This is a genomic window from Gottfriedia acidiceleris (genome assembly GCF_023115465.1).
GTDB classification, from domain to species: domain Bacteria; phylum Bacillota; class Bacilli; order Bacillales; family Bacillaceae_G; genus Gottfriedia; species Gottfriedia acidiceleris_B.
The window spans coordinates 2907354-2931420 of sequence record NZ_CP096034.1 but is presented as its reverse complement, the minus strand read 5'-3'; the positions used below and the strand labels follow the sequence as shown (position 1 = coordinate 2931420).

Below are 24067 nucleotides of genomic sequence, written 5' to 3'. Positions count from 1 at the left end.
AAATAGTCTATTTGCTGCTTGATATCATTAAGTAAGGGGGATTAATTACGAGGTGCCCATAAAATGATAGACACACCGATTAAACAGATTGCTGCACCGATCCAATCGTATAAATCAGGTGTTTTTTTATCAACTCCCCAGCCCTATAAGATTGAGAGAACAATAAATACACCTCATGCAGCATAAACTCTACCAAATGATGGGGAAATTTGGAACGTTGCAATGACACCATAAACTGCCAAAATAATGCCTCCGATTAATCCTAAATAGGCAGATTGACCTTCTCTTAGCCATAACCATATAAGGTATCCACCACCAATTTCTGTTAAACCGGCTAATAAAAGAATAAATATTGCAGTTATCAAAGTAACTTCTTCCTTTCTATATAAAAAGACAAATTGATGAAAACATATGTACAGGTATATACCCTTATTTTAACAATTAAGACTAAAAGAAACTATCAATCTATTAGAAATGAATATCGGTACTAATAGAACTATTCCCATCATAATTTTATAGAAGAAAATACTATGAAGGAGGTGTATTGTTAGTTGTTAAAAGTTAAGTTACGTCCCGTTGTTAGTAAGATTAATTTACCAACCGTTATGAAAACAGCTATTCTTCCAGGTGATTCAGTTGAAAGATTATTTATTGCAACACAAGTAGGAGAGATTTTTTACATAGGAAATGGAGAAATCAGGACTTTTTTAGATATTCGCCCTCGAGTAATAAAATTAGGTGAGTCTGGAGGCTATGATGAACGAGGCTTGCTTGGGTTAGCATTTCATCCTAATTTTTATCATAACGGGTTGTTTTATCTCCATTATTCAGTAGCTGGTTCTCAGGGGCCAAGTGCTCTTTCAACCCCTTTTAAACCAAATCCATGTGATCCCAAAACATTAAATTTGAAATGGCTAAATAGGGAAACTCAATATAACCATATTGATACAGTTGAAGAATGGGTTCTACAATCAAATGGTCAGCCTCAAAAACGACGGACGTTATTGAATATCAGAAGACCGTTCTTGAATCATAATGGTCTAAACACCTTAAATTTTTCACCCGAAACAAGTAAACTTGTTTTAACAACAGGAGATGGTGGATCAGGCTATGACCCGTTTAACTTAAGCCAAGATAATTTGGAAATTGCGGGTAAAATAATTGAAATTGATGTAGATAGAAACATAAACGGCAATAATCCACCTATTGTCACTCGTTTTAATGAACTTCCAACAAGTATTCAAGAAACTCTCACAGTAATAGCTAAAGGGGTTCGTAATATAACAGGTATTTCATATCAAAGATATTATCATCAATATATTAAATATGTTGGAAATGTCGGTCAGGATTTGGTCGAGTCGCTTTTTTCATTTGTTCATTATAAACCAATGCCTGTCACTCAATTAATCCATATGAATTCTGAATTTGAAATGGAAGGATTTATTAACTTCGGCTGGAGAGGTTGGGAAGGTGCTTTTCCTACTTCGACAATAAAAGGCTGCACTGAAAATCCAGATGTGGATGAAAAAACAATAGCTTATTACAATCAATCAGTAACACTTTCAGCGAGCCGTCTTCAACCTTTAACTAGCTATTTTCATAAAGATCCAAGACCAGATAAATTTGAAGGAACTGCACTTACTGGAGTCCAGCCATACACAGGAAATGAAATTCCTAGTTTAACTGGTAGCGTTGTGTTTACCGATTTGGTACAAAAAGGATCTCAAGCACAGGTTAAAGGGGTTTTAGCTTATACGAAATTAAGACCGGATGGTAAACAAAGTGATTTCAGTGTAATACAAACAGATTATGACTTTGGATCTAAACCGGCCTATTATGTAGGTTTGGGAACAAATTTAAATCAAACAAAAATCTATTTAGCGGTTTATGGTTCTATGAAAGTAACTGATTTAAACATGGGTACGATTTATGAAATTGTACCGTAGCTTATAATTAATTTGTGTTTTATGCATTTAACAACCACGGAGGTAATAATATACACTTCAGTGGTTGTTTTATTTAGCTGATAATTGATGTTTTTCAAATAAATAATGCCTTGCTTAAACATAAAAGATTGTTTGCCATTGCAAAGAGTTTTATTTATTGAGAAATGATTCAACCTCATTCAATTTTCTCCTTTTAACAAAGATAGTCTGATCTTAATATACTCTAGTTGTTTAAAGTTAAAACAACTAGAGTATATATATGTAATTAAATTGATAAAATATTCCTTTTATTAATTCTACTTTTTGGGTTAGAGGTTAAAAGGAAAATAAGTATATTTTAAGACTTGTACTAGTTTTTGAAGTAAATGTCAGATTGGTGGAAAAAAATGGAATTATTTGATAAAGTAGAATTAAAAATAATCAGCGTATATTAAGGAGAAAATCAATGGGATATATTATGGATTTAAGAAAAGTTGTAGGTAGCCGACCTATCTTAATGGCAGGTGCAAATGTTATCCTATTAGATTCACAGAAGAGAGTGTTATTACAATTAAGAAAAGATAATAAGACTTGGGGATTACCTGGTGGATCATTAGAGTTGGGAGAAAATTTAGAAGAAGTGGCTAAAAGAGAATTGAAAGAAGAAACAGGTCTAACAGCATTAAACCTTGAGTTTTTTAACATTTTTTCTGGAAAAGAATTTTATTATAAATATCCTCATGGTGATGAGGTATATAATGTCATTGCGACTTATGTTTGTACTGAATATACAGGGGAAATTGAGCCAGAAGAAAGTGAAGTGCTCGAGTTAAGCTTTTTTAGTTTTGATGAACTTCCATCAGAAATTAATCCGTGCGAACTTCCTATTTTAAATTTGTTTAAGGATACTAACTTTTGAACTTAGAATGTGGAAGTTAGACAATATAAAGATAAAAAAGGATCTTTTGTGATCCTTTTTTTTCATTTTCAATAATATATTAATTGATATTTTGTTAAACCCTTAAAAATTAAATTTTTTAATAAAGTCTAAATTACACTATTAGCTTTTTTGTTCTATGTTATTTTACAGTTGAAGTTGCTGCTTCGTTTTTGCAGTTTTCGCAAGTTGAATAGATTTTCACAACTTTTTTATACTCCGCGTACTCAATAGTTTCTTCGCATTCTTTACAGATTAAAATTTGCATTAGAAACACCTCCTAAAGCCACTATAACACGTTCGAATCACAATTTCTCCAGGGACTTTACCCACCCTGTGGACGTGAATAGTCCCGGTTGAAAAAACGTTGAAATAGCAAGGTTTTCAAGCAGAAATGGACTAAAAAAAATTTTTTTCGGTTTAAAAAGAACAAAAATTTGAACCGAGTGATTATGTTTCTCGTATCAATTTCGTCCATGAGAAACTAATAAAAATTTTTATATTATTTCATTAAATCAAGCGATTATATGTAATCTTAATGAAAGTTCATCTTAATTGAAAATGGCCCCTCGACTAGCGTCAAGAGGTCATCTTCATTCGAACAATTTTAGTGAATAGGTAAATCCCAGGATTCTTGCAATTTTTTAAGACCAGATGGATTTGTTACTGTAAGAGTGATTTGTTTGTTTGTAATTTTTTTCTCCATCAAACTATAAGAATCCCCATCTCTCAAGCCTGGCCAATAAACACTTCCGGCACCGATCGTATTAATTTTCTTACTCATTGCACGAACATAGTTAATATCATTTTTACTCTTTTTTACCGAATAATCCAAGCCACTTTTCATTGGTGCTCCCCACTCGGTAATGATGGCACGATTGGAGTATTTTCCAATTTCGATTGTTAAAATATTTGACCATCCAGTTTCTGTGAGAGAATTAATATGTACATATCCTGCATAAAACGCATAGCAGTGAACGGCAAGCATTGTTCCGTCAAGGCGTTTGTCATCACCTAGAGGATTAATATAAAGAGCGGCCAAACCAATTCCATCAAGAATTACATTTTTCTTCGGAACTTTGAAACTTGTTAGCCAATCATTATAGAGATTGCGTAAATCTTTTGTATTATAGCCATAGGGCTCATTAATAGGTTCAAAATAACAGTTGGGGTTGTTTCCGTATTTTTTGATAACAGAACTCCACATGCTAAAATATTTTTTGAGATCTTCAGGTTTGCCATTTTTCGGGGGCCAATAGCAAAAAATCACTTTGCCTCTCTCTAACGCAGCATCAATGGCCCCTGTATAAGTACTCCAATAATTTGTGACTGTAGCTTCGTTAATGGGTAGTCTGACTGTGTTAGCACCTGTTTCGTCGAACATCTGACCGATAATTTGCCGGCCTACCACCTTGGCAGAGTCATTTGTATCATTTTTGGTTAATCCACTTACATAAATGACGCCATCAACAAAATTGTCTCGCTCATCCGCCCAATTCACACCCCTTATTCCAGCTGACAGTGGTGAAGTAGGTTTATGAATGTTGATTTTAACAAGATTTAAAAAAGCAAAAGAAGAGGCAATCAGTAAAATAATGGAACCTAAAAAGCATAGAACAATAAAGGTTGCTCTTTTTACTATTTTCAAAATTTCCCCCCTCATCTAATTAATCTCTGTAAAATTTATTTTTAGAACGTTAATATTATTCTATGATTTACTGAAAAAGAAATAATAAAGTAATAGATTTACAAAGGTATACGAAACTGAAAGAAAGTTTGCAATAAAGAATGTTATTTTTTGTACAGATAAAATTATTGGAGATTTTCCAAAATACCTATTAACAAATACGTGCAATTTATACTAGGTAAATATGCTGGAAAAATACTAGCTATGATTTAGATCGTTTTTTTTATATCACAGGGAAAATTATACGGGATTTAGAAGATTTGGTGACTATGACTTTGTTCACAGTCTCATCATTAAGATCAATCGGTATGTTAATGTTTATTGTCGTGATTTATGGTTTAATCAAAGGGATTGGAACATTTGCCAGTACAACAGAATTTCTATTCTTAATTATAATTATGTTTATTTGTCTAATTTTTGGCTTTGAGTTTATTTTAAATGTGTATCAAATCGATAACTACCGATTTTAGAAAATGGTTGGGAACGAGTTTTAAAGGCTATATTTCCATTGGGAATTATGTTCTCATTTGGAGAAATTATAACATTCATACTTTTACCATATCCTTATCCCTTTGCTCTTAATAAGTTGGATTCAAAAGAAAATTAAAGAAAAAAATGGAAACAGCGCAGCGCTTCATAACGGAAAGGTGCTGTTTCCATTTTTTTAGCTACAACAAATTGTCAGTTAAGCATATGGACTATTTAACTTTCAATGAAAAAAAGGCAAATTACCCCAAGTTACAGAATATGACTAGATAGGTATAATTATTTTAATATCTAAAAGTGATTTCATAGCTAGTTACTTTTTAGGGGGAGTCAAAATTGGAATTTAAATATGCAGGATTTTGGATAAGATTATGTGCCCATATCATTGATTATTGTATCATTATTTTATTAGGTTTCATTCTAAGTCCCTTGCTTCTTAGATTCTTTACTAATACAAATATTACATACAATCTTCTCATTGATCTTATCGGTATTATTTACTTAATGCTTTTGCCAGCTACAAAATTGCAAGGGACAATTGGAAAGGTCACCGTTGGCATTAAAGTAATCAATAAAGATGGAAGTAAGTTATCCATATTTGAGGCAATTAGTCGTTGGTTAGCTCAAGTTGTTTCCAGTTTCATTTTATTTATAGGTTATATAATGATTGCTTTTTCTAATAAGAAAACAGCCTTACATGATAAATTAGCCAATACGTATGTAGTCTATAAATAATAATATTAATTGATTTACTTATGACATTTAATTGGAGCTTTTTAAAGCTCCAATTTTCTTTTAGAAGTTTTTAGAAGAAAAGTGCATTCATTTATAGAACGATCAAGTATAATTAGCGATGTAACACAACTAATTTGCCTAATATAAAAAATAAGAAGGTGATTGTTTATGACAAATAAAGCAAAGATAAAAGATATTATTGAGGAATTGGAAATGCAAATGGATGGTTATCGATCATTTATTAAGATAGGAACTGGTGAAATTTTTTCGGTTGCTGAAGATGATCTAATTGATGCTGAAGATGAAAAAGTTTTCGATGATTTACAAGATTGGCAGATAGAAAATATAGAAATCGCAAATGAAATTGTGGAAAATTTTGAGGACTATAAAGAATTACCTTCAAAATATGAAATTAATGAATATAAAATGATTGAAGACTTTTGTTTAACAATTAAAGATGAGAAAATACAAAACATATTACTCATAGCAATCGAGGGAAAAGGCGCATTTAGAAGATTTAAAGATGCAGTTATAAAGTTAAATGTTGATATGGATTGGTATAGTTATCGTGACAGACGATATAAAGACTTAGTGATCGCATGGTGTCAAAATAATGATATTGAGTACATAGATTAGAAAAAAATAAGGGTTGAGCGATTCGTGGTGTTTGACTAAAAGGAGCTTAATCCGAACCGAAATGAATCCCTTCAGATTTCGCTGAAGGGATATTTAACGTTTATATGTAATTAGTTAGTTTAGCTGAGCTAACCTTCTAAAAATAATTAAAGTAATTTCAACCCAGAACCAGCAATAAAGGAAAGAAAATAATAAAATAATTAGAACAGTATTGATTGAAAATGAATCAGAAAATCCAGGCCCTAAGACTGGAAAGTGGAAAAAAAATAGTAGACTCATAATACCTAACATTAAAAGAGTCGCTCCAATCGCAATGATTGATAATCTGTTTTTAAAAAAGTGAAAAGTCAAGCCTAAACCAAGTCCCATTAATCCTGTTGTAAAAGGAAAGACAATCAGTTCAGTTGGCTGTATGATGAATAACAACATAATTGTTAGAAAATAGGACTTTATGCCATCTGTAATGGAAAACACAGAGCATAATAAAATTGGTGTAGTGGCGAGTGGACTTAAAAATAATCCTATACCTGGTAATAGGCCACCTGCTGCTTGAAAAAGTGCAGCAATACATGCAAATATAGAAGCCAAAATAAATTTCTTGGTTTTATTTTGTTTAGTAAATTTTAGTTGAAACAATAGGATTTCTTCAGTGATCGGTTTGAATAAATACACATTTTCACCTCATTTAAACTACGATATACATCATTTATATGAAAATAATCCAATAGCAATACGCCAAACATGTTAAGGCAGTATTTTGAATTATTGATAACAAACACAAATAAATGTATGATAAATACGTTGAGAATTGCATGAAAATTTCAAAATTGAAGGGGAAAAGCTATGAATATTAAAATTGACAAAGAATATGTCCTACAAACAGCTAAACAATTACTAGAGTTTAATAGCCCAAGTGGTTTTTGTTTTGAAATTATGGAGTTAATTCAGTCTTGGACAAATAGTTTAGGATATGATTTTGAAACGACTAATAAAGGTTGTGGCGTGATCACAATTCCTGGTAAAAGCAATGAGCAAGTGATCGGATTATCAGCACATGTTGATACATTAGGGGCAATGGTTCGATCAATTACAAGTAAAGGTACTTTAAAATTTACAATTATTGGTGGACCAATCGTACCAACTCTTGATAGTGAATATTGTCAAATTAGAACGCGCGAAGGAAAATTATATACAGGTACATTTTTATCTACAAGTCCATCAATTCACGTTTTCGAAGATAGTAAAACAAAAAAACGCGATCCAGAAAACATGGAAGTACGTATTGATGAATGCGTTAAGTCAAAAGAAGATGTACTAAATCTTGGAATTAGCCCTGGAGACTTTATTTTCTTCGATCCAAAAACGACAATTACTGAAAGCGGATTTATAAAATCAAGATTTATTGATGATAAAGCAAGTGTTGCATGTTTAATCGGCTTACTTGAATTATTTAAAAGAGAAAAAATTGTACCTACATATACAACAAAATTATTTATTTCAACGTATGAAGAAGTTGGACATGGATCATCTTATATCCCATCTGATATTACTGAATTAATTTCAGTTGATATGGGTTGTATTGGAGATGATTTAAGCTGTACTGAATACGATGTCTCGATTTGTGCAAAAGACTCTGGTGGTCCATATGATTACAATATGACGACGGATTTAGTCAACTTAGCAAAAGAAAATGAACTTAGCTATGCAGTAGATATTTATCCAATGTACGGTTCTGATACAGTTGCTGCTTTACGCGGAGGCCAAGATATTCGTGGTGCGTTAATTGGACCAGGTGTTCACGCTTCTCATGGTATGGAAAGAACGCATTATAGTGCGATGGAAAATACGATGAAATTATTGTATTTATATTTAACAAAGTAATAATGTAAAAGGGGCAGTCCACGGGATGCCCCTTTTTTTGTAATGTAACTCGAGTATGTTGTATTTTAAAGGTATTTTCTATTTTGAGTAGATAAGGTTGCTCTTTATGATAGAAAATTAGCAAATTTTTATTCTATAGAGCATATTTGCTAGTTTTCCTTTAGAAAGGATCTGCTATTATACAGGTTTCTGGGTCATAATACCTTAACTGGTATAGGTAATTATATGATTTCATTGCGATTCTTAGGGAGTTAATTGCATTTTTGCTAAATTTAATTGCGATTCTCAAAATTTAATTGCATTTTTGTCAATTTTAATTGAGCTAATCAGATTTTATTTGCAGTCCTTCTTATTTTATTAATAAAGGGTTCCAATAAAAACTAGACTTTTGGATACCAACTAATAGTTTAATAATTTAATTTTTGAACCCCATTTAATCGACTGTCAAATCGGTCCTCGCCATTCGTTTTTACATTTTTCTTTAATGTAAATGTATAAAAATAAGCTGACACTAATTCACGGTTTTTTTCTTGAAGTTTGTCTAACAATAATTTTTTTGTACCAGCACCAACAACTCCATCATTAGTTAACCCATTATCTAGTTGAAATGCTCTTACTGCTTGATCTGTGCCTTCAGCAAAATAGCCATCGACCCCGTTTGTAGAGTAACCTAATTTTGTTAATGTATCCTGCAGCCATTCAACCTCCGAACCGACACTTCCTAGTTGTAAACTAGTAGGAATATCTGTTGGTTTTGTTACAACAACAGTGCCTGAGTCATCATCAAATAAATGATTCGTAACTGCGATATCTTGAAATGACATGTTTGATGAAGTGATTAAAACTGTCGTATTTTTTTGTACACGATCAAATAACCATTCTACTTCTTCATCATACATTCGTACACATCCGTGACTAGCATAAGTTCCTATAGAACTTGGATTATTATTTCCGTGGATTGCATAGGTTGTACCCCATGTCCCTCTAGCATTTAAACCTAACCACCTATTACCAAGCGGATTCCTCGGATCACCACCAGGAATATTCTCTTTATAATAAGGACGATTAACAATTTTAACGACGATTTTGAACTTGCCTTCAGGAGTTAGATCCTGACTCTTACCGGTTGCAACTTTAAAAACTTTGAGCAATTTACCATTCTCATAGAAAGCTAATCTATTAATTGACTTATTAATAATGATAAATTGCGAAACAGGTTTTGTTTCTGCGTAAGACTGAACAAAAGAAGTGCTCAAAAATAAAAGAAGAACTAAGAAAAAAAGAAACCAGCGCCTAAACAAAATTTTCCCCCTAACAAAATTTAGAAAATAGATAGCTTTATATATTATGAAAGGATTGCTTGTCCTATCTAATAAAAATTTCAAATGAGGAAAAAAATAGATTAATTGGAAAGCTGGAAAAGGGTTAAAAATGGAACAGTAATTTTTTCGGATTTTTAATTAAGTCAAAGTCTGATATTGGATAAACGGTAGAAAACGTATTAAACATTATTAATTAAAAATTATGTTCAAAAATGTAAATGTTTGCATTAATGACTATTCTTGTTAAAATAGAAAATGTAAGCGGTTAAACAGGGTATATGAATAAATAATTTTAAAAACTAGGGAACTTTTACTACTAAAATATGCACACGATTGCACATTTTTAGTGAAAAGAGTTTGGATGATTTGAAATTTCACGTACCAAATTAAATGTATTTAGAAGAAATCACAATTAAATTATTTTAGTTTTTAAGAAGTATACATAATCTAGGAGGCAATTTAAATGGAGAAAAAATGGTGGCATAATAGTGTAGTTTATCAAATATATCCTAGAAGTTTTATGGATAGTAACGCTGATGGAATCGGTGATTTAAAAGGAATAATTGAAAAGCTTGATTATTTAAAGCTTTTAGGAATAGATGTTATTTGGTTAAGTCCTGTTTATAAATCTCCTAATGATGATAATGGTTACGATATTAGTGATTATTGTGACATTATGGAAGAGTTCGGCACGATGAATGATATGGATGAATTAATTTTAGAAGCGAATCATAGAGGGATTAAAATTGTAATGGATTTAGTCGTGAACCATACATCTGATGAGCATCCGTGGTTCATTGAATCTCGCAAGAGCAAAGATAATGCATATAGAGACTATTATGTTTGGAGAGATCCTGTAAATGGAAGTGAACCAAATGACCTTCCTTCTGTTTTCAGCGGCAGTGCTTGGGAATATGATGAACAAACTGGACAATATTTCTTGCATTTATTTAGTAAAAGGCAGCCAGATTTAAACTGGGAGAATCCAAAAGTCCACGAAGAAGTATATAATATGATGAACTTTTGGCTTGATAAAGGAATTGGTGGGTTCCGAATGGATGTAATTGATTTAATTGGGAAGATTCCTGATCAAGAGATTACGGCAAATGGTCCTAAGCTACATGAATATTTACAAGAGATGAATAAAAAGACTTTTGGAAATCACGATGTACTAACTGTTGGTGAAACTTGGGGAGCAACTCCAGAAATTGCAAAGCTTTATTCGGATCCTGCTCGAAATGAATTAAGTATGATCTTTCAATTTGAGCATATCGGTCTTGATCAACAAGAAGGTAAAGAAAAATGGGATTTAAAGCCATTAAATTTGTTAGAGCTAAAGGAAGTTTTTAATAAGTGGCAAACTCAGCTTGATGGAAAGGCCTGGAATAGCTTGTTTTGGAACAATCATGATTTACCACGAATTGTTTCTAGATGGGGTAATGATAAAGAATACCGTATTGAAAGTGCGAAAATGCTTGCTACTATACTTCATTTAATGCAAGGTACACCATATATTTATCAAGGTGAAGAAATTGGGATGACAAATATTCGATTTGAAAGCATTGATGATTATGACGATATTGAAACGAAAAATATGTATAATGAGCGTATTTCAAAAGGTTACAAGCACGAAGACATAATGGAATCGATTTATACAAAAGGTAGAGACAATGCACGTACTCCAATGCAATGGAATGTAGAAAAGCATGGAGGTTTTACAAAAGGAAACCCTTGGTTAACAGTAAATCCTAATTTTACTAAAATAAATGTTGAACAATCGATAAACGATCCAGATTCAATTTTCCATCATTATCGTCAGTTAATCCAATTAAGAAAAGAAAATCCTGCAATTGTTTATGGTTCTTTTGAAATGCTTGCTGAAAAGGATGAAAAAGTATTTGCATACGAAAGACAGTATAATGATGAAAAATTCTTAGTTGTAGCTAACTTTACAAATGAGGAATCAAAATTTAGTCATAGTAATATATATAATGAAGTAAGTATAATTTTAAGTAATTATAAAGATTCAAGTTTAGTGGGTGTGAATAATAGCTTAAGACCGTATGAAGCAATTGTTTATAAAATTAAATAAATAAAATTATTAAAAATAGTTTGACATTTTAAAGTCCACTCGTATATGATAAGAATATCAAATAAGAAGGAGGTAGGTTAACATGATGATTGTAAGAAAAATTAACTGTGAATCATCACAAAATTTCATAATGATTATGAACCCTATCTCTACGCAGGACGGACCACGTTGAAATTTAGATTTCAATTGACGATCTAGCCATGGGTTTATATTACCTATGGCTTTTTTGTGCCAAAAATAAATGATTCATTTATTTGTTTTTGGGCGAAACGTTTCTTTATGGCCATGGGGGATGGTAAATATTCCCATGGCCTTTTTATTGTCAAAAAAAGTGGAGGGCTGTGTAGAGTTAGGTTAATTGATACAAGGGAGGTATAAATTTGTCTCGAATTTTAAAATATGTCTTTAGGCATAAGCTTTCATTTATTATTGGTTCAATCTCAATGGTTTTAGTAATAGGTGTGGATCACTTAATTCCTTATTTACAAATGATTTTAATCGATGATGGTATTACGAAAGGAAAAGCATCTGTCGTCCTACCAGTTATTGGAGGTATTATAGGTGTCACAATTATCAAATCAATATTTGGTTATGTAAAAGAATATCTATATGACTTAGTAAGCTCTGAGGTACATGAAGATATAAAAAATGATATGTTCAAGCATATACAGAGTTTTGAATTTAAGTATTTTGACTCAATGAATACGGGTGAATTACTTTCGAGAATTAATGAAGATGTGGAAAATATTTGGCAAACAATTGCGTTTGGACTAAGATTGTTTGTTGAAAATATTATTTATTTTACTGTTAGTACAGTGATCTTATTTGTAATTAATTGGAAGTTAGCATTAATCTGTTTAGCAATTATGATCCCAATTGGTTATATGGGGACGCGTTTAAATCGCTTACTTAATAAAGGTTACGGTAAAATAAGTGACCATACAGCTGAAATCAATACAACAGCTCAGCAAAATATTGCAGGTGTAAGATTGGTTAAAGCATTTGCTAGAGAAAAGCATGAGACTTTGAAATTTTTGAAAATGAATCGTGGTTATTATGATTTAAATATGTCTCAAGCAAAAATAATGCGTAAATATTTTCCTAATATTGAATTTTTAACAAATATTGCGCTTGTCGCAATGATTATTATTGGTGGATATTTCGTTTTACAAAATAGTATGACACTAGGTGAACTAGTTGCATTTAGTGGATATATTTGGAACTTAATTTGGCCGATGAGAATGTTAGGCTGGTTAACAGACGTACTTTCTAAAAACCAAGCTTCTGCGAAGAAGATTTTTGAAATTTTAGATCGTAAAACAGAAATTGAAAACAAAGAAGGTGCATATACACCTAATCTAGTTGACGGTTCAGTGGAATATAAAAATGTAAGCTTTAAATACAATGATGAAATTGTCTTAAAAGATATTAATCTATATATTCCAAGTGGTAGTAAAGTAGCGATTATGGGAACGACAGGTGCTGGGAAATCTTCAATTCTTCATCTGATTGGTCGCTCATACGATGTTGCTGAAGGAGAGGTACTAGTAGATGGCGTTAATGTGAAAGATTTTAATCTAACATCTCTACGTCAAAATATGTCACTAGTTTCTCAAGATACATTCCTTTTTTCAGATACGATTGAAAACAATATTAAACTAGGAAACCCAGAAGCTACAATGGATGAAATCCGTGAGGCTTGCCGTATTGCTTGTTGTTTAGACTTTATTGAAGATCTAGAAGAAGGTTTCAACACGGAAATTGGTGAACGAGGAATTGGTTTATCTGGTGGGCAAAAACAACGTATATCAATTGCTCGCGCATTATTAAGAAAAGCTCCAATCCTAATTTTAGATGATGCAACTTCTGCATTAGATATGGAAACGGAGTATGAATTATTACACAATTTAAATAAACGTTTCTCACATAGTACAACATTTATCATTGCACACCGAATTTCAGCAGTAAAAAATGCCGATGTAATTTTATTTGTTGAAAATGGAGAAATAGTTGAAAAAGGAAATCATAAACAATTACTTGATAAAAAAGGAAGATACTTTGAAGTCTACGAAGAACAATTCAAAGATTTTGAAACAGTAGAAAGCGGGGTGGTCTAATGGCACAAAATACGATCAATCGTGATGAAGACCAACTAAATCGGAGTAAAACCGAGCTTATTCTTAGGCTCGGGACATATTTAAAACCATATAAATTAAAAACATTTACTGTTATTTGTTTAATGTTATTTGTAATGGTAATTGGGATATTAAACCCATATTTACTAAAGGTAGCAATTGATACAAATATTAAAAATCACGATGTAAAAGGGCTCATAATGATTGGAGCTGTACTATTAGCACTAAATTTCTTAGCGATGATTGCCTCAAAAATACGTTGGACGATGATTAGCTCCGTTACGAATAATATTTTAGTAAATATTCGTCATGAGCTTTACACACATATTCAAAAACTATCATTTACGTTTTTTGATAATCGACCAGTAGGAAAAATTTTGGCTCGTGTAATGGGGGATATTAGTGCTCTCCAAAATTTATTCAACCAAAGTATTCAGACATTAATTCCGGAATTACTAAGCTTAGTTTGTGTTACTGTCGTAATGTTTATTTTAAATGTAAAACTTGCAATCGCATCAGTATCAATTCTTCCATTTTTAGCAGTTGCGATGTTTTATATTGAAACACGTGCACGTAAAAGATGGGATGATTATAGAAAGAAACGTTCAAATCTAATTGCGTTTATACATGAAGATTTTTCAGGAATAAAAGTGGTTCAATCCTTTGCGAAAGAAAAAGATAAAGAAAAAGACTTCAAAGAAAAGGTTTCTGAATTAATGGGCTCATTTATGAGAGCAGTAAAAATGAATGACTTCTTCTGGCCATTAGTTGAGCTTTCATGGGGTGTTGGAACTGTAATTGTATTTTATGTTGGATATAAGCTTGTAACTAGTCAAGATATTGAAGTCGGAACATTAATCGCATTTTCAATGTATATTGGTATGTTCTGGCGTCCAATTATGAACTTATCTAACTTTTATAATACATTAATATCAAACTTCTCCGCAGCGGATCGGATTTTTGACATAATGGATATTGATCCAGAAATTATTAGTGAAGAAAATGCACCGCCAATTGGACGAATTAATGGTGAAGTTCAGTTTAGAAACGTGACTTTTGGTTATGATGAAAACTCTACCGTATTAAAAAATGTGAATTTCACAATAAATCCCGGTGAAAAAATTGCATTGGTAGGTGCAACAGGAGCAGGGAAAACGACGATTGTTTCACTGTTAAGCCGATTCTATGATCCTTTAAAAGGTGAAATCCTAGTAGATGGAAACGATATTAAAAAAGTAGATTTAGAATCTTTTAGAAGTCAAATGGGAATTATGCTACAAGATACATTCCTATTCTCAACATCGATTATGGAAAATATTCGATACGGTAAATTAAATGCTACAGATGATGAAGTAATTGCTGCAGCTAAAGCAGTCCATGCTCATGACTTTATTATTAAAATGGAGAATGGGTATGATACGGATGTAAACGAGAGGGGCTCAAGACTTTCATTAGGTCAGAGACAATTAATCTCTTTTGCTCGTGCTCTACTAGCTGATCCTAGAATTTTGATATTAGATGAAGCTACTTCAAATATCGATACACATACAGAGAAGCTTGTCCAAAATGGAATTGAAAAGCTATTAGAAGGTCGTACTTCGTTTGTCATTGCCCACCGATTATCAACAATTCGTGACTGCGACAAGATTATGGTAATCGGAAATGGAAATGTCGAGGAAAGCGGTACACATGAAGAGTTATTAGCATTAAAAGGACATTATTATAAGTTGTACATGGCGCAATATAGTTTCATTAATGATGGAGCATAATTGATCTGTTTTGATTAGATTGGGGCTGTCTCAAAAGTCAGGTTAACTGACATATGAGCGGCTCTTTTTTTATTGGAAGATATACTAGTGCTTATGGGGTATTCCAACTGCTTTTTAATTTGCAGTCCACTGTTTAATTCCAACATCTCATAACTTAATTGTAGTTTCTCCAATTTTAATTGCGGTTTTTAAAAACCTTATTTGCAGGTAGGACATCCATTTATATGCCAAAAATCTAAAATTAGAACCTTGGAAATGAATTATTACGAATTTTTAATATAAGAATTAATTCTATGAATCTTGAAAAGTCAACTTAACATAAGTAGGTGAAATATCTTTATTTTCTGCTTTTTTTAAATGTTAAAATAATAGTGGTTAAAAGATTTTTGCGAAAATGGAGGTCAAGTATGAAGCTTAATTATGAAATTAATTTGGATGATTATATTGAATTTAATTTACATCACCTAAAACATTCAAAAACTGTTCAAAAGTCATTAATTAATCAACGAATTGCTGTGAGTTTAATTTATTTAGTATTACCATTTTTAATTTCTTTTCTATTCAAACAACCACTTCTCGGTTATTTACTTGCCTTTTCGTTAGCAGCCATTCTTTGGTTCATTTATTTTCCAAAGTATTTCTACCGTTCATCAAAAAACAAAATGATTAAGCATTTAACTGAAAAGAACGATCAATCACTATTCGGAGAACATTCTCTAAAGGTAGATGAGAATGGGATCAAAGAAATTACACAATCAAGTGTTCATGAAATAAAATGGGATGATATAGTTGAAATAAAGGGAACGAAGAATTACTTTTATATTTACTTTTCAAGTATGCAAGCCATTGTAATACCACTAGAAGCAATAAAAGATGATATTGAGAAATTATTACAATTTTACAGGAAATATAATATTCAAGTTTTATATTGCTAGTTGAATAGTGTATTCTGATCTCTAAAAGTTCAAGTTATTTTAACTTGGACTTTTTTATTGTTACTTTTCATTTTTAATCAAGAAAGAGGAATTATGATAAAATGTAAAAAAGGAGGGTACTCACTTGGAGAATTGTATAAAGGTTTCAGTTCGAACGCTAGTTGAGTATGCTCATACAGCGGGAAGTATCAATATAACATATAAAAGTTCGGTTTCATTAATTGAGGGAACAAAGGCACACCAAAAAATCCAAAGAGAATATGGTGAATTGGATGTAAAAGAACGACCTATATCCGGCACCATAACATTGGATCAATTGGTGTTTCAGATAGAAGGCCGTTGTGATGGATTATTACTTAAGGATGATCAATATATAATAGAAGAAATTAAATCAACAATGAAGGATTTAAATGAAATTAATGAGAATTCATATCCTGTTCATTGGGCTCAAGCAAAAGTGTATGGATATTTTATTTGCGAAGAATTAAAGCTTGAAAAGATTATACTTAGACTTACATATATTAACATTTTAACTGAACAAAAAATAAGCTTCGATCTTTTGTTTACAAAGGATGAATTAACAAATTACTTATACAAAATGCTAGAAATTTATTATCCATTTGCAAAATGGAAATATGATCATATTGTGTTAAGGAATGAGACAATAAAAGAATTAAATTTTCCCTTTCCTTCTTTTAGAAAAGGACAAAGAAAATTAGCTGGTGCAGTCTATCAAACGATTCAAGAAGGTAATAATTTATTTGCTGTTGCACCAACTGGAATAGGAAAAACGGTATCAACTATTTTTCCAACTGTTAAAAGTATAGGTGAAAATAGTATAAATCGGATGTTTTACTTAACTTCTAAGACGATTACTAGGACTGTTGCCGAAGAAGCGTTTAAACGCATGACAGATCAAGGACTTTGTATAAAGTGTACGACGATTACAGCAAAAGATAAAATCTGTTTTAAGGAAGAGACGATGTGTCAAAAGGATTATTGTGAATATGCCAATGGTTATTATGACCGGATAAATGATGCTGTCCTTGATATACTTTCATCGGAAAAAGCGCTAACCAGAGAGAAAATAGAAGTATATGCACGAAAACATACAGTTTGTCCTTTTGAATACTCATTAGATTTATTAAATTCTTCAGATGCTATTATTTGTGATGTGAATTATATTTTCGATCCAAGAGTATCGTTGAAACGATTATTTGATGAACATAAACGAAGTTCAGTTTTATTAATTGATGAAGCTCATAATCTTGTTGATCGGGCAAGAGAAATGTATTCTGCAAGTCTATTCAAATCTAAATTTTTAGAGTTGAAAAATAGATATAAAAATGTAAAAGATGAACTTTATGCCATAATAAATGAAATAAATAAGCGATTGATTGAATTAAGAAAGAAATGGAAGGACGTTGTAACCCCAGTTTCAAAAGAAATTGATGAGGATTTATTGGAACTTCTACATACATTTAATGAAATTGTTGAAATAAAATTACAGGAAATGGACGAGGACGAAAATAAAGAACTTTTACTTGATACTTATTTTGAGTCACTTAACTTCGTCAAAATTACAGAATTTTTTGATGAAAATTACGTATGCTACTATGAATTTTATAAAAGTGAAGTTCATTTAAAGTTATTTTGCCTTGATCCATCTAAAGTAGTGAATGACGTAATAAAAAGATTTCGCTCTACAATCTATTTTTCAGCTACTTTAACGCCAATACAATATTTTCAAGATATGCTTGGTGATCAAAGTCGTGATTATACAATTTCAATCGATTCTCCTTTTCATAGGGAGCAACTGGAAGTAACAATTGACCCTCTATCAACACGATATCAAGATCGTGAAAGAAATTTAGAAAGATTAATTGATTCGGTGTATAAAGAAATTACGAAAAGAAAAGGTAATTATTTAGTTTTTTATCCGTCTTATCAATATTTAATTCAAAGTGTTGATTTATTTAAAGAGAAATACCCTAACATAAAAACAATTATTCAAGAAAATGGTATGACTGAAATTGAGCGAGAAGAGTTCCTTGTACAATTTGATAGTCTCAATGAGGAAACGTTAGTTGGCTTTGCTGTATTAGGTGGTATATTCTCTGAAGGGATCGATTTAAAGGGTGATCGATTAAATGGTGTCGTAATAGTTGGTGTAGGATTGCCGCAGATTTGTTTAGAAAGAAATATTTTAAAGGAGCATTTTCAGTCGGTAGGAAAAAATGGGTATTATTATGCATATGTCTTTCCAGGTATGAATAAAGTAATGCAAGCGGGTGGGAGAGTTATTCGATCTGAATCAGATGAAGGGACTTTATTACTAATTGATGATCGATATAAGAGCACACTTTATCAAAGTTTATTACCTGAAGCATGGAAATGAAAAGTTAATAATTAACTGATGAAAAAAAATGATTGATAATTATCAGAGTTTTTAATATACTTATCAATATAATTTAATAATCTTATCAAGAGCGGTGGAGGGACTGGCCCGACGAAACCCGGCAACTCTAGTGAAAACTAGAAAGTGCTAAATCCTGCAGGTGAAAAACCTGGAAGATAAGAGCGATATGTATATTTTGCGGACATAACCACTTCTTATTTTTTAGGAAGTGGTTTTTTATTTGACTAAAATGGGGGATTTATAATGACTAACACAAAAGAGGCTTTAAACACGAATAAAACATCGATTGAAACAGTAGCTGTACATGGAAGTAAAGGCTATGATCCATTAACAGGTGCGATCAGTTATCCAATTTATCAATCTGCTACATTTAAGCATGCAGGACTTCATCAATCGACGGGGTATGATTATGCAAGATTACAAAATCCAACTCGAGAAGAAGTCGAAAATACTGTTGCAAAATTAGAAAGTGCAAATTATGGTGTTGCATTCTCAACAGGAAATGCAGCCGTTACTGCAGTATTAAGCTTATTTAAAAAAGGTGACCACCTAATTGTTTCAGATGATTTATACGGTGGTACATATCGTTTATTCGAAGAAATTTATTCACCATATGGACTTGAGCATAATTTTGTGGATACTACAGAAATTGAAAATATTCTTGATGCACTTAAACCGAACACAAAAGGAATTTTTATTGAAACACCATCAAATCCAATGATGAAAGTAACTGATTTAAAAAGAGTAGTAGAGATTGCAAAAGAACGAGATATTATTGTGATTGTGGATAATACATTTTTAACACCTTATTTCTTTAGACCAATTGAATTAGGGGCAGATGTTGTTGTTCATAGTGGAACAAAGTATTTAGGTGGACATAATGATACACTTGCTGGTTTTGTCGTGACTAATTCAGAATATACGAATGAACGAATTCGTTATTATCAAAAATCAACAGGTGCAACATTAGCTCCTTTTGACTCTTGGTTAATTTTAAGAGGAATTAAAACATTACATTTACGCATGGAATACAGTCAAAAAAATGCAATTGTACTTGCGAAGTTTTTAGAAAATCATCCAAATGTTACTGATGTATATTATGTAGGGTTACCAACACATAAAGGGTATTCAATTATTAAAGAACAAGCAACTGGATTTGGTGCGATGATTTCATTTAAAGTGAAAGATTTAAGTTTGGTTGAACAGGTCTTAGGTAGCGTTAAAGTCATTACATTCGCAGAAAGCTTAGGTGGAGTTGAATCATTAATTACGTATCCTCATACGCAAACTCATTCAGAAATGCCAGAAGAATTTAAAAGAAAGCTTGGTCTAGATGACCATACACTTCGATTATCTGTTGGTATTGAACATATTGATGATTTATTAAATGACTTAGAAAATGCATTGGGGTGATGAGTATGCAATTTGGAACGAAATTAATTCATAATGGCAACGAAATAGATCAGGCAACAGGAGCGTTAAGTATACCTATTTATCAGACTTCAACATTTCATCAATTTGATATAGAGAATTTTAGTAAATACGACTATGCAAGAAGTGGAAATCCAACAAGAGAAGCGCTAGAAAATACAATTGCAAAATTAGAAAATGGTGTGCGCGGCTTTGCGTTTTCATCAGGCATGGCTGCAATCTCATCTGTATTATCTTTGTTCTCAGCTGGAGATCATATAGTCATTTGTGAAGATGTGTATGGAGGAACATTTAGAATAGCGACAAAAGTATTAAATCGTTTCGGAATCGATTTTACATTCGTAGATGCTTCTAAATTACAAGAGATTAAAGCCGGGATAAAGTCTAATACAAAAGGACTTTATTTAGAAACACCGTCTAACCCTCTTTTGAAAATTACTGATTTAAGTAGTGCAATTAAAATAGCAAAAGAAAATGACATACTTGTCATTGTAGATAATAGTTTTTTATCACCTTATTTACAAAGACCATTAGATTTAGGAGCTGATATTGTCGTTCATAGTGCAACAAAATTTATTGCAGGCCATAGCGATGTAATCGGAGGATTAGCAGTCGTAAATTCGGAAGAACTTGCAAATGATTTATACACGATTCAAAATTCATTCGGAGCAATTTTAGGTCCACAAGACTGTTGGTTAACATTAAGAGGATTAAAGACGTTAAAAGTTCGTATGGATGCCTATGAACAAACTGCATCAAAATTAGCAAATTGGCTCCTAGAACAAGAAGAAGTTGAAGATGTATATTACCCAGGACTAAAAGATCATCCTGGTCACGATGTACATTTTGAGCAAGCTACTGGAGGAGGAGCAGTCCTTTCATTCACACTAAAAACAATTGAACAAACGACAAGTTTCCTGCAATCAGTCGAAAACGTTGCAGTTGCAGTTTCACTAGGCGGAGTTGAAACAATTGTATCTTATCCTGTAAAGATGTCACATGCTGCAATACCTCTCGAGGTTCGTGAAAGATTAGGCGTTAAAGATACATTAATAAGAGTGTCCGTTGGTTTAGAAGATATTGAAGACTTGATTGCAAGCTTCCAAAAAGCACTAAATGTAGGAGTAAGAGAAAAACAGGAAGTGCAAGGAATAGGGAAAACGAATAATTAGAATGGAGAATCACTGTATAAACAGAACAAAATATAAACTAATGAAAAATCCCACATTTGAATTGCTGTGGGATTTATTTATTTTATATTTTTTAAATTAGCGTTTTTGATAATGCGTACAAAACTAGTATAAATTCATGTTTATGCAAGGAATATTTCCCCGTCACCAATTTCCTCTTGAATTACCTCAGACGCACCAATAAGCGCCAAAGCGTTCCCTACTAATTGAATTGAATCAGAAAGTACGATTTTTCTTTGTAACTCAAGTAAATCTTTTTTATCTGAAGTGAACAATTGCTTCGAAACGTGAAAAGCTACGGAAAATTGACCTGCTGTACCAATCCACATTCCCGATAAGATATCTCTTTTCCCTTGAAAGATTGGGTCTTTGTCAATCGTGTATAATTTTGATAATGTTATCGTTTCATATAATTGTGCAACTGCTTTAACCCATGTTACAGCAACAATTTTTTTCTCAAGACTCGATTGTAATTCCTCATCTTCTAAATTAGTTTTTTGATAATGATCTTTACCATCCTTTTCCTTTAAATTTTCTTCAAGCATATTTTCCATCTCCAATATAAAAAATCTGTTATTTATATAACTATTCAACTTGGTAGGAATGTGATTCTATCTAATAAGATATTTTCGTATTTCAATCATTAACTTTTAGTTAAATTAGCATGAAATCCACTAATTGTTAAATTATAAATAGTCTGATTGAAAATTAATTAATTTTCAAGTTTGAATTGTCTAATATTGGATAAAAAAGCTAATTGACAGATAGTAATTTCTAATGAAAAGGTTTCACTTTATGTATAAACGAATAATTTTTGAAAAAAACACAAAAAATGTTCGTGTTTTTACTTGAAACGCATTCATATTGATGGTATTCTATTTTAGGTTGATCAAATGAAATAAATTAAACCTTATTTGGAGGTATATATAGATGTATGATGTTATCGTTGTTGGAGCAGGACCTGCTGGAATCTTTACTTGTTATGAATTAACTTTAAAAATGCCGAATGCGAAAGTACTACTTGTTGATAAAGGACATGATATATTCGCAAGACATTGTCCAATTTTACAAAAGAAAATTGAAAAATGTCCGCCTGCTGCAGGTAAAAAAGAATTTTCAGGTTGCTTACCAGCTTGTTCAATAACAAATGGTTTTGGTGGTGCTGGAGCATATTCAGATGGAAAATTTAATATTACAAGTGAATTTGGTGGATGGATGACAGATTACTTATCTGATTCACAAGTAGTTGAATTAATTAAATACGTTGATGGAATTAATCTAGAACATGGTGCCACTGAATCAATTACGGATCCTTTAACAGAAGAAGTTAGAGATATTGAACGCCGTGGTTACGCAGCAGGACTTAAATTATTACGTGCACAAGTTCGTCATTTAGGAACAGAACAAAATTTAGAAATTCTAAAAAGCATTTATGAGTATTTAAAAACGAAAATCGATATGAAGTATAAAACTGAAGTAGAGGACTTAATTACTGAAAAGGTTGAAGGTACTCATATCATAAAGGGAATTAAATTAAAAAAAGGTGAAGAATTACATGCTGAGAAAGTTGTAATTGTACCTGGTCGTGATGGCTCAAAATGGTTAACTGATGTTATGAAAAAACGTCGATTAAAAATGTCAACGAATCAAGTTGATATTGGCGTTCGTGTTGAAACTTCAAACGTAGTAATGGAAGAGATCAACAAGCACTTATACGAAGGAAAATTTGTATTTAATACTAGCGTGGGTACAAAAGTCAGAACATTCTGTAGTAATCCGTCTGGACATGTAGTAGTTGAAAATCATTCAGGAATTATGACTGCTAATGGACATGCTTATAAAGACCCTAAATTAGGAAGTCCAAATACAAACTTTGCCTTATTAGTATCGCATCAATTCGCAGAACCATTTGACAAACCAAATGAATATGCACATGAGGTTTCACGCCTTGCAAACATGCTTTCACATGGTGGAGTAATCGTACAAAAATACGGAGATATTTTAAAAGGTCGCCGTTCGACTGAAAAACGTATTAAAGAAGGCTTTTTAGAACCAACTTTAAAAGAAGCAGTACCAGGTGACTTAGGATTAGTTTTACCATATAACACAATGAAAAGTTTAATTGAAATGGTAGAAGCTTTAAACCATGTGACTCCAGGTATCGCTGCGGAACATACACTTTTCTATGGGGTAGAAGCAAAATTCTATTCAGCTCGACCAAAGCTTAATGAACACTTTGAAAGTGAAATCTCTGGTTTATATCTAGGTGGAGATGGAGCAGGGGTTACTCGTGGTTTAGCTCAAGCAAGCGCATGTGGCGTCTGGATTGCTCGTGATATCGTTAAAAAAATCGGTAATAAAGAAAAAGAATTAGTTACTGTTTAATACTTAATTAATAAACCTCTAGTGCATTGTTATAGCATTAGAGGTTTGATTTGTTAGACAATTCAATAAGCAATTTTTTACCTTTTGGCTTAATAAATAATT

Annotated in this window: 19 protein-coding genes, 1 pseudogene and 1 riboswitch; of the genes and pseudogenes, 14 read left to right on the top strand and 6 right to left on the bottom strand. The window is 31.9% G+C overall.

Features of this window, described 5'->3' with window-relative positions; translation table 11 throughout:
* Positions 1-41 precede the first annotated feature (41 nt).
* Positions 42-365 (bottom strand): annotated as a pseudogene (locus MY490_RS13950) (YnfA family protein).
* Between the two features lie 240 nt (positions 366-605).
* On the opposite strand from MY490_RS13950, the gene MY490_RS13945 reads away from it, so the two are divergent.
* Both MY490_RS13945 and MY490_RS13940 read left to right on the top strand, forming a co-directional pair.
* Positions 606-1946, top strand: a complete 1341-nt coding sequence (locus MY490_RS13945) for a PQQ-dependent sugar dehydrogenase (RefSeq protein WP_248269376.1) — start codon at positions 606-608, stop codon at positions 1944-1946.
* A gap of 445 nt (positions 1947-2391) precedes the next feature.
* Positions 2392-2844, top strand: a complete 453-nt coding sequence (locus MY490_RS13940) for an NUDIX hydrolase (protein WP_248266267.1) — start codon at positions 2392-2394, stop codon at positions 2842-2844.
* A 160-nt stretch (positions 2845-3004) separates the two neighbouring features.
* Here MY490_RS13940 and MY490_RS13935 read toward each other — a convergent pair whose 3' ends face one another.
* Both MY490_RS13935 and MY490_RS13930 read right to left on the bottom strand, forming a co-directional pair.
* Positions 3005-3130 (bottom strand): GapA-binding peptide SR1P, encoded by a 126-nt coding sequence (locus MY490_RS13935; RefSeq protein ID WP_097978684.1) that lies wholly within the window; start codon positions 3128-3130, stop codon positions 3005-3007.
* A 339-nt stretch (positions 3131-3469) separates the two neighbouring features.
* Entirely contained in the window at positions 3470-4510 is a 1041-nt protein-coding gene (locus tag MY490_RS13930; RefSeq protein WP_248266266.1) for a glycoside hydrolase family 5 protein, read from the bottom strand.
* Between the two features lie 308 nt (positions 4511-4818).
* On the opposite strand from MY490_RS13930, the gene MY490_RS22355 reads away from it, so the two are divergent.
* From MY490_RS22355 to MY490_RS13920, 3 genes are all read left to right on the top strand, one after another.
* Positions 4819-5019, top strand: coding sequence for a hypothetical protein (locus MY490_RS22355; protein ID WP_432707010.1), 201 nt, complete (start codon positions 4819-4821; stop codon positions 5017-5019).
* Positions 5020-5371: 352 nt separating this feature from the next.
* Complete coding sequence (locus tag MY490_RS13925; protein WP_248266265.1) at positions 5372-5770, top strand: RDD family protein; 399 nt, start codon at positions 5372-5374, stop codon at positions 5768-5770.
* Positions 5771-5938: 168 nt separating this feature from the next.
* Positions 5939-6406, top strand: a complete 468-nt coding sequence (locus tag MY490_RS13920; protein WP_248266264.1) for a UPF0158 family protein — start codon at positions 5939-5941, stop codon at positions 6404-6406.
* A gap of 114 nt (positions 6407-6520) precedes the next feature.
* Here the strand turns inward: MY490_RS13920 and MY490_RS13915 are convergent, their stop codons facing one another.
* The gene (locus tag MY490_RS13915; protein WP_248266263.1) at positions 6521-7078 is read right to left on the bottom strand and encodes a hypothetical protein; all 558 of its coding nucleotides are present in this window, start codon (positions 7076-7078) and stop codon (positions 6521-6523) included.
* Positions 7079-7249: 171 nt separating this feature from the next.
* On the opposite strand from MY490_RS13915, the gene MY490_RS13910 reads away from it, so the two are divergent.
* The gene (locus tag MY490_RS13910) at positions 7250-8287 is read left to right on the top strand and encodes a M42 family metallopeptidase (RefSeq protein ID WP_025671177.1); all 1038 of its coding nucleotides are present in this window, start codon (positions 7250-7252) and stop codon (positions 8285-8287) included.
* Positions 8288-8694: 407 nt separating this feature from the next.
* On the opposite strand, the gene MY490_RS13905 is transcribed toward MY490_RS13910, so the two are convergent.
* A complete protein-coding gene (locus MY490_RS13905) occupies positions 8695-9588 on the bottom strand; it encodes a L,D-transpeptidase family protein (RefSeq protein ID WP_248266262.1) in 894 nt (297 codons plus the stop codon).
* 484 nt (positions 9589-10072) lie between these two features.
* Between MY490_RS13905 and MY490_RS13900 the strand changes: the two genes are divergently transcribed.
* The 7 genes from MY490_RS13900 to MY490_RS13870 all read left to right on the top strand — a co-directional run bounded on the left by MY490_RS13900 (position 10073) and on the right by MY490_RS13870 (position 21562).
* Positions 10073-11701: a glycoside hydrolase family 13 protein gene (locus tag MY490_RS13900; RefSeq protein ID WP_248266261.1), complete on the top strand. Its 1629-nt coding sequence runs from the start codon at positions 10073-10075 to the stop codon at positions 11699-11701.
* Positions 11702-12081: 380 nt separating this feature from the next.
* Entirely contained in the window at positions 12082-13818 is a 1737-nt protein-coding gene (locus MY490_RS13895; RefSeq protein WP_248266260.1) for an ABC transporter ATP-binding protein, read from the top strand.
* On the top strand, positions 13818-15605 hold the full coding sequence (locus MY490_RS13890) for an ABC transporter ATP-binding protein (RefSeq protein WP_248266259.1): 1788 nt from the start codon (positions 13818-13820) through the stop codon (positions 15603-15605). Before MY490_RS13895 ends, MY490_RS13890 begins: the two co-directional genes overlap by 1 nt.
* Positions 15606-16012: 407 nt before the next feature.
* Positions 16013-16540 (top strand): YcxB family protein, encoded by a 528-nt coding sequence (locus MY490_RS13885; RefSeq protein ID WP_248266258.1) that lies wholly within the window; start codon positions 16013-16015, stop codon positions 16538-16540.
* 124 nt (positions 16541-16664) lie between these two features.
* Positions 16665-18938: an ATP-dependent DNA helicase gene (locus MY490_RS13880; RefSeq protein WP_248266257.1), complete on the top strand. Its 2274-nt coding sequence runs from the start codon at positions 16665-16667 to the stop codon at positions 18936-18938.
* A gap of 79 nt (positions 18939-19017) precedes the next feature.
* Positions 19018-19121: riboswitch (SAM riboswitch) on the top strand.
* Between the two features lie 81 nt (positions 19122-19202).
* Positions 19203-20372, top strand: coding sequence for a trans-sulfuration enzyme family protein (locus tag MY490_RS13875; protein WP_248266256.1), 1170 nt, complete (start codon positions 19203-19205; stop codon positions 20370-20372).
* Between the two features lie 5 nt (positions 20373-20377).
* Positions 20378-21562, top strand: coding sequence for a trans-sulfuration enzyme family protein (locus tag MY490_RS13870; protein WP_248266255.1), 1185 nt, complete (start codon positions 20378-20380; stop codon positions 21560-21562).
* A gap of 140 nt (positions 21563-21702) precedes the next feature.
* Here MY490_RS13870 and MY490_RS13865 read toward each other — a convergent pair whose 3' ends face one another.
* A complete protein-coding gene (locus tag MY490_RS13865; protein ID WP_248266254.1) occupies positions 21703-22125 on the bottom strand; it encodes a hypothetical protein in 423 nt (140 codons plus the stop codon).
* Positions 22126-22510: 385 nt separating this feature from the next.
* On the opposite strand from MY490_RS13865, the gene MY490_RS13860 reads away from it, so the two are divergent.
* Complete coding sequence (locus MY490_RS13860) at positions 22511-23965, top strand: NAD(P)/FAD-dependent oxidoreductase (RefSeq protein WP_248266253.1); 1455 nt, start codon at positions 22511-22513, stop codon at positions 23963-23965.
* Positions 23966-24067 lie beyond the last annotated feature (102 nt).

Coding starts and splice junctions, on each gene's coding strand:
- MY490_RS13940 (WP_248266267.1), top strand. CDS start 2,392: ATGGGATATATTATGGATTTAAGAAAAGTTGTAGGTAGCCGACCTATC.
- MY490_RS13870 (WP_248266255.1), top strand. CDS start 20,378: ATGCAATTTGGAACGAAATTAATTCATAATGGCAACGAAATAGATCAG.
- MY490_RS13935 (WP_097978684.1), bottom strand. CDS start 3,130: ATGCAAATTTTAATCTGTAAAGAATGCGAAGAAACTATTGAGTACGCG.
- MY490_RS22355 (WP_432707010.1), top strand. CDS start 4,819: ATGACTTTGTTCACAGTCTCATCATTAAGATCAATCGGTATGTTAATG.
- MY490_RS13865 (WP_248266254.1), bottom strand. CDS start 22,125: ATGCTTGAAGAAAATTTAAAGGAAAAGGATGGTAAAGATCATTATCAA.
- MY490_RS13910 (WP_025671177.1), top strand. CDS start 7,250: ATGAATATTAAAATTGACAAAGAATATGTCCTACAAACAGCTAAACAA.
- MY490_RS13860 (WP_248266253.1), top strand. CDS start 22,511: ATGTATGATGTTATCGTTGTTGGAGCAGGACCTGCTGGAATCTTTACT.
- MY490_RS13920 (WP_248266264.1), top strand. CDS start 5,939: ATGACAAATAAAGCAAAGATAAAAGATATTATTGAGGAATTGGAAATG.
- MY490_RS13900 (WP_248266261.1), top strand. CDS start 10,073: ATGGAGAAAAAATGGTGGCATAATAGTGTAGTTTATCAAATATATCCT.
- MY490_RS13875 (WP_248266256.1), top strand. CDS start 19,203: ATGACTAACACAAAAGAGGCTTTAAACACGAATAAAACATCGATTGAA.
- MY490_RS13945 (WP_248269376.1), top strand. CDS start 606: ATGAAAACAGCTATTCTTCCAGGTGATTCAGTTGAAAGATTATTTATT.
- MY490_RS13890 (WP_248266259.1), top strand. CDS start 13,818: ATGGCACAAAATACGATCAATCGTGATGAAGACCAACTAAATCGGAGT.
- MY490_RS13885 (WP_248266258.1), top strand. CDS start 16,013: ATGAAGCTTAATTATGAAATTAATTTGGATGATTATATTGAATTTAAT.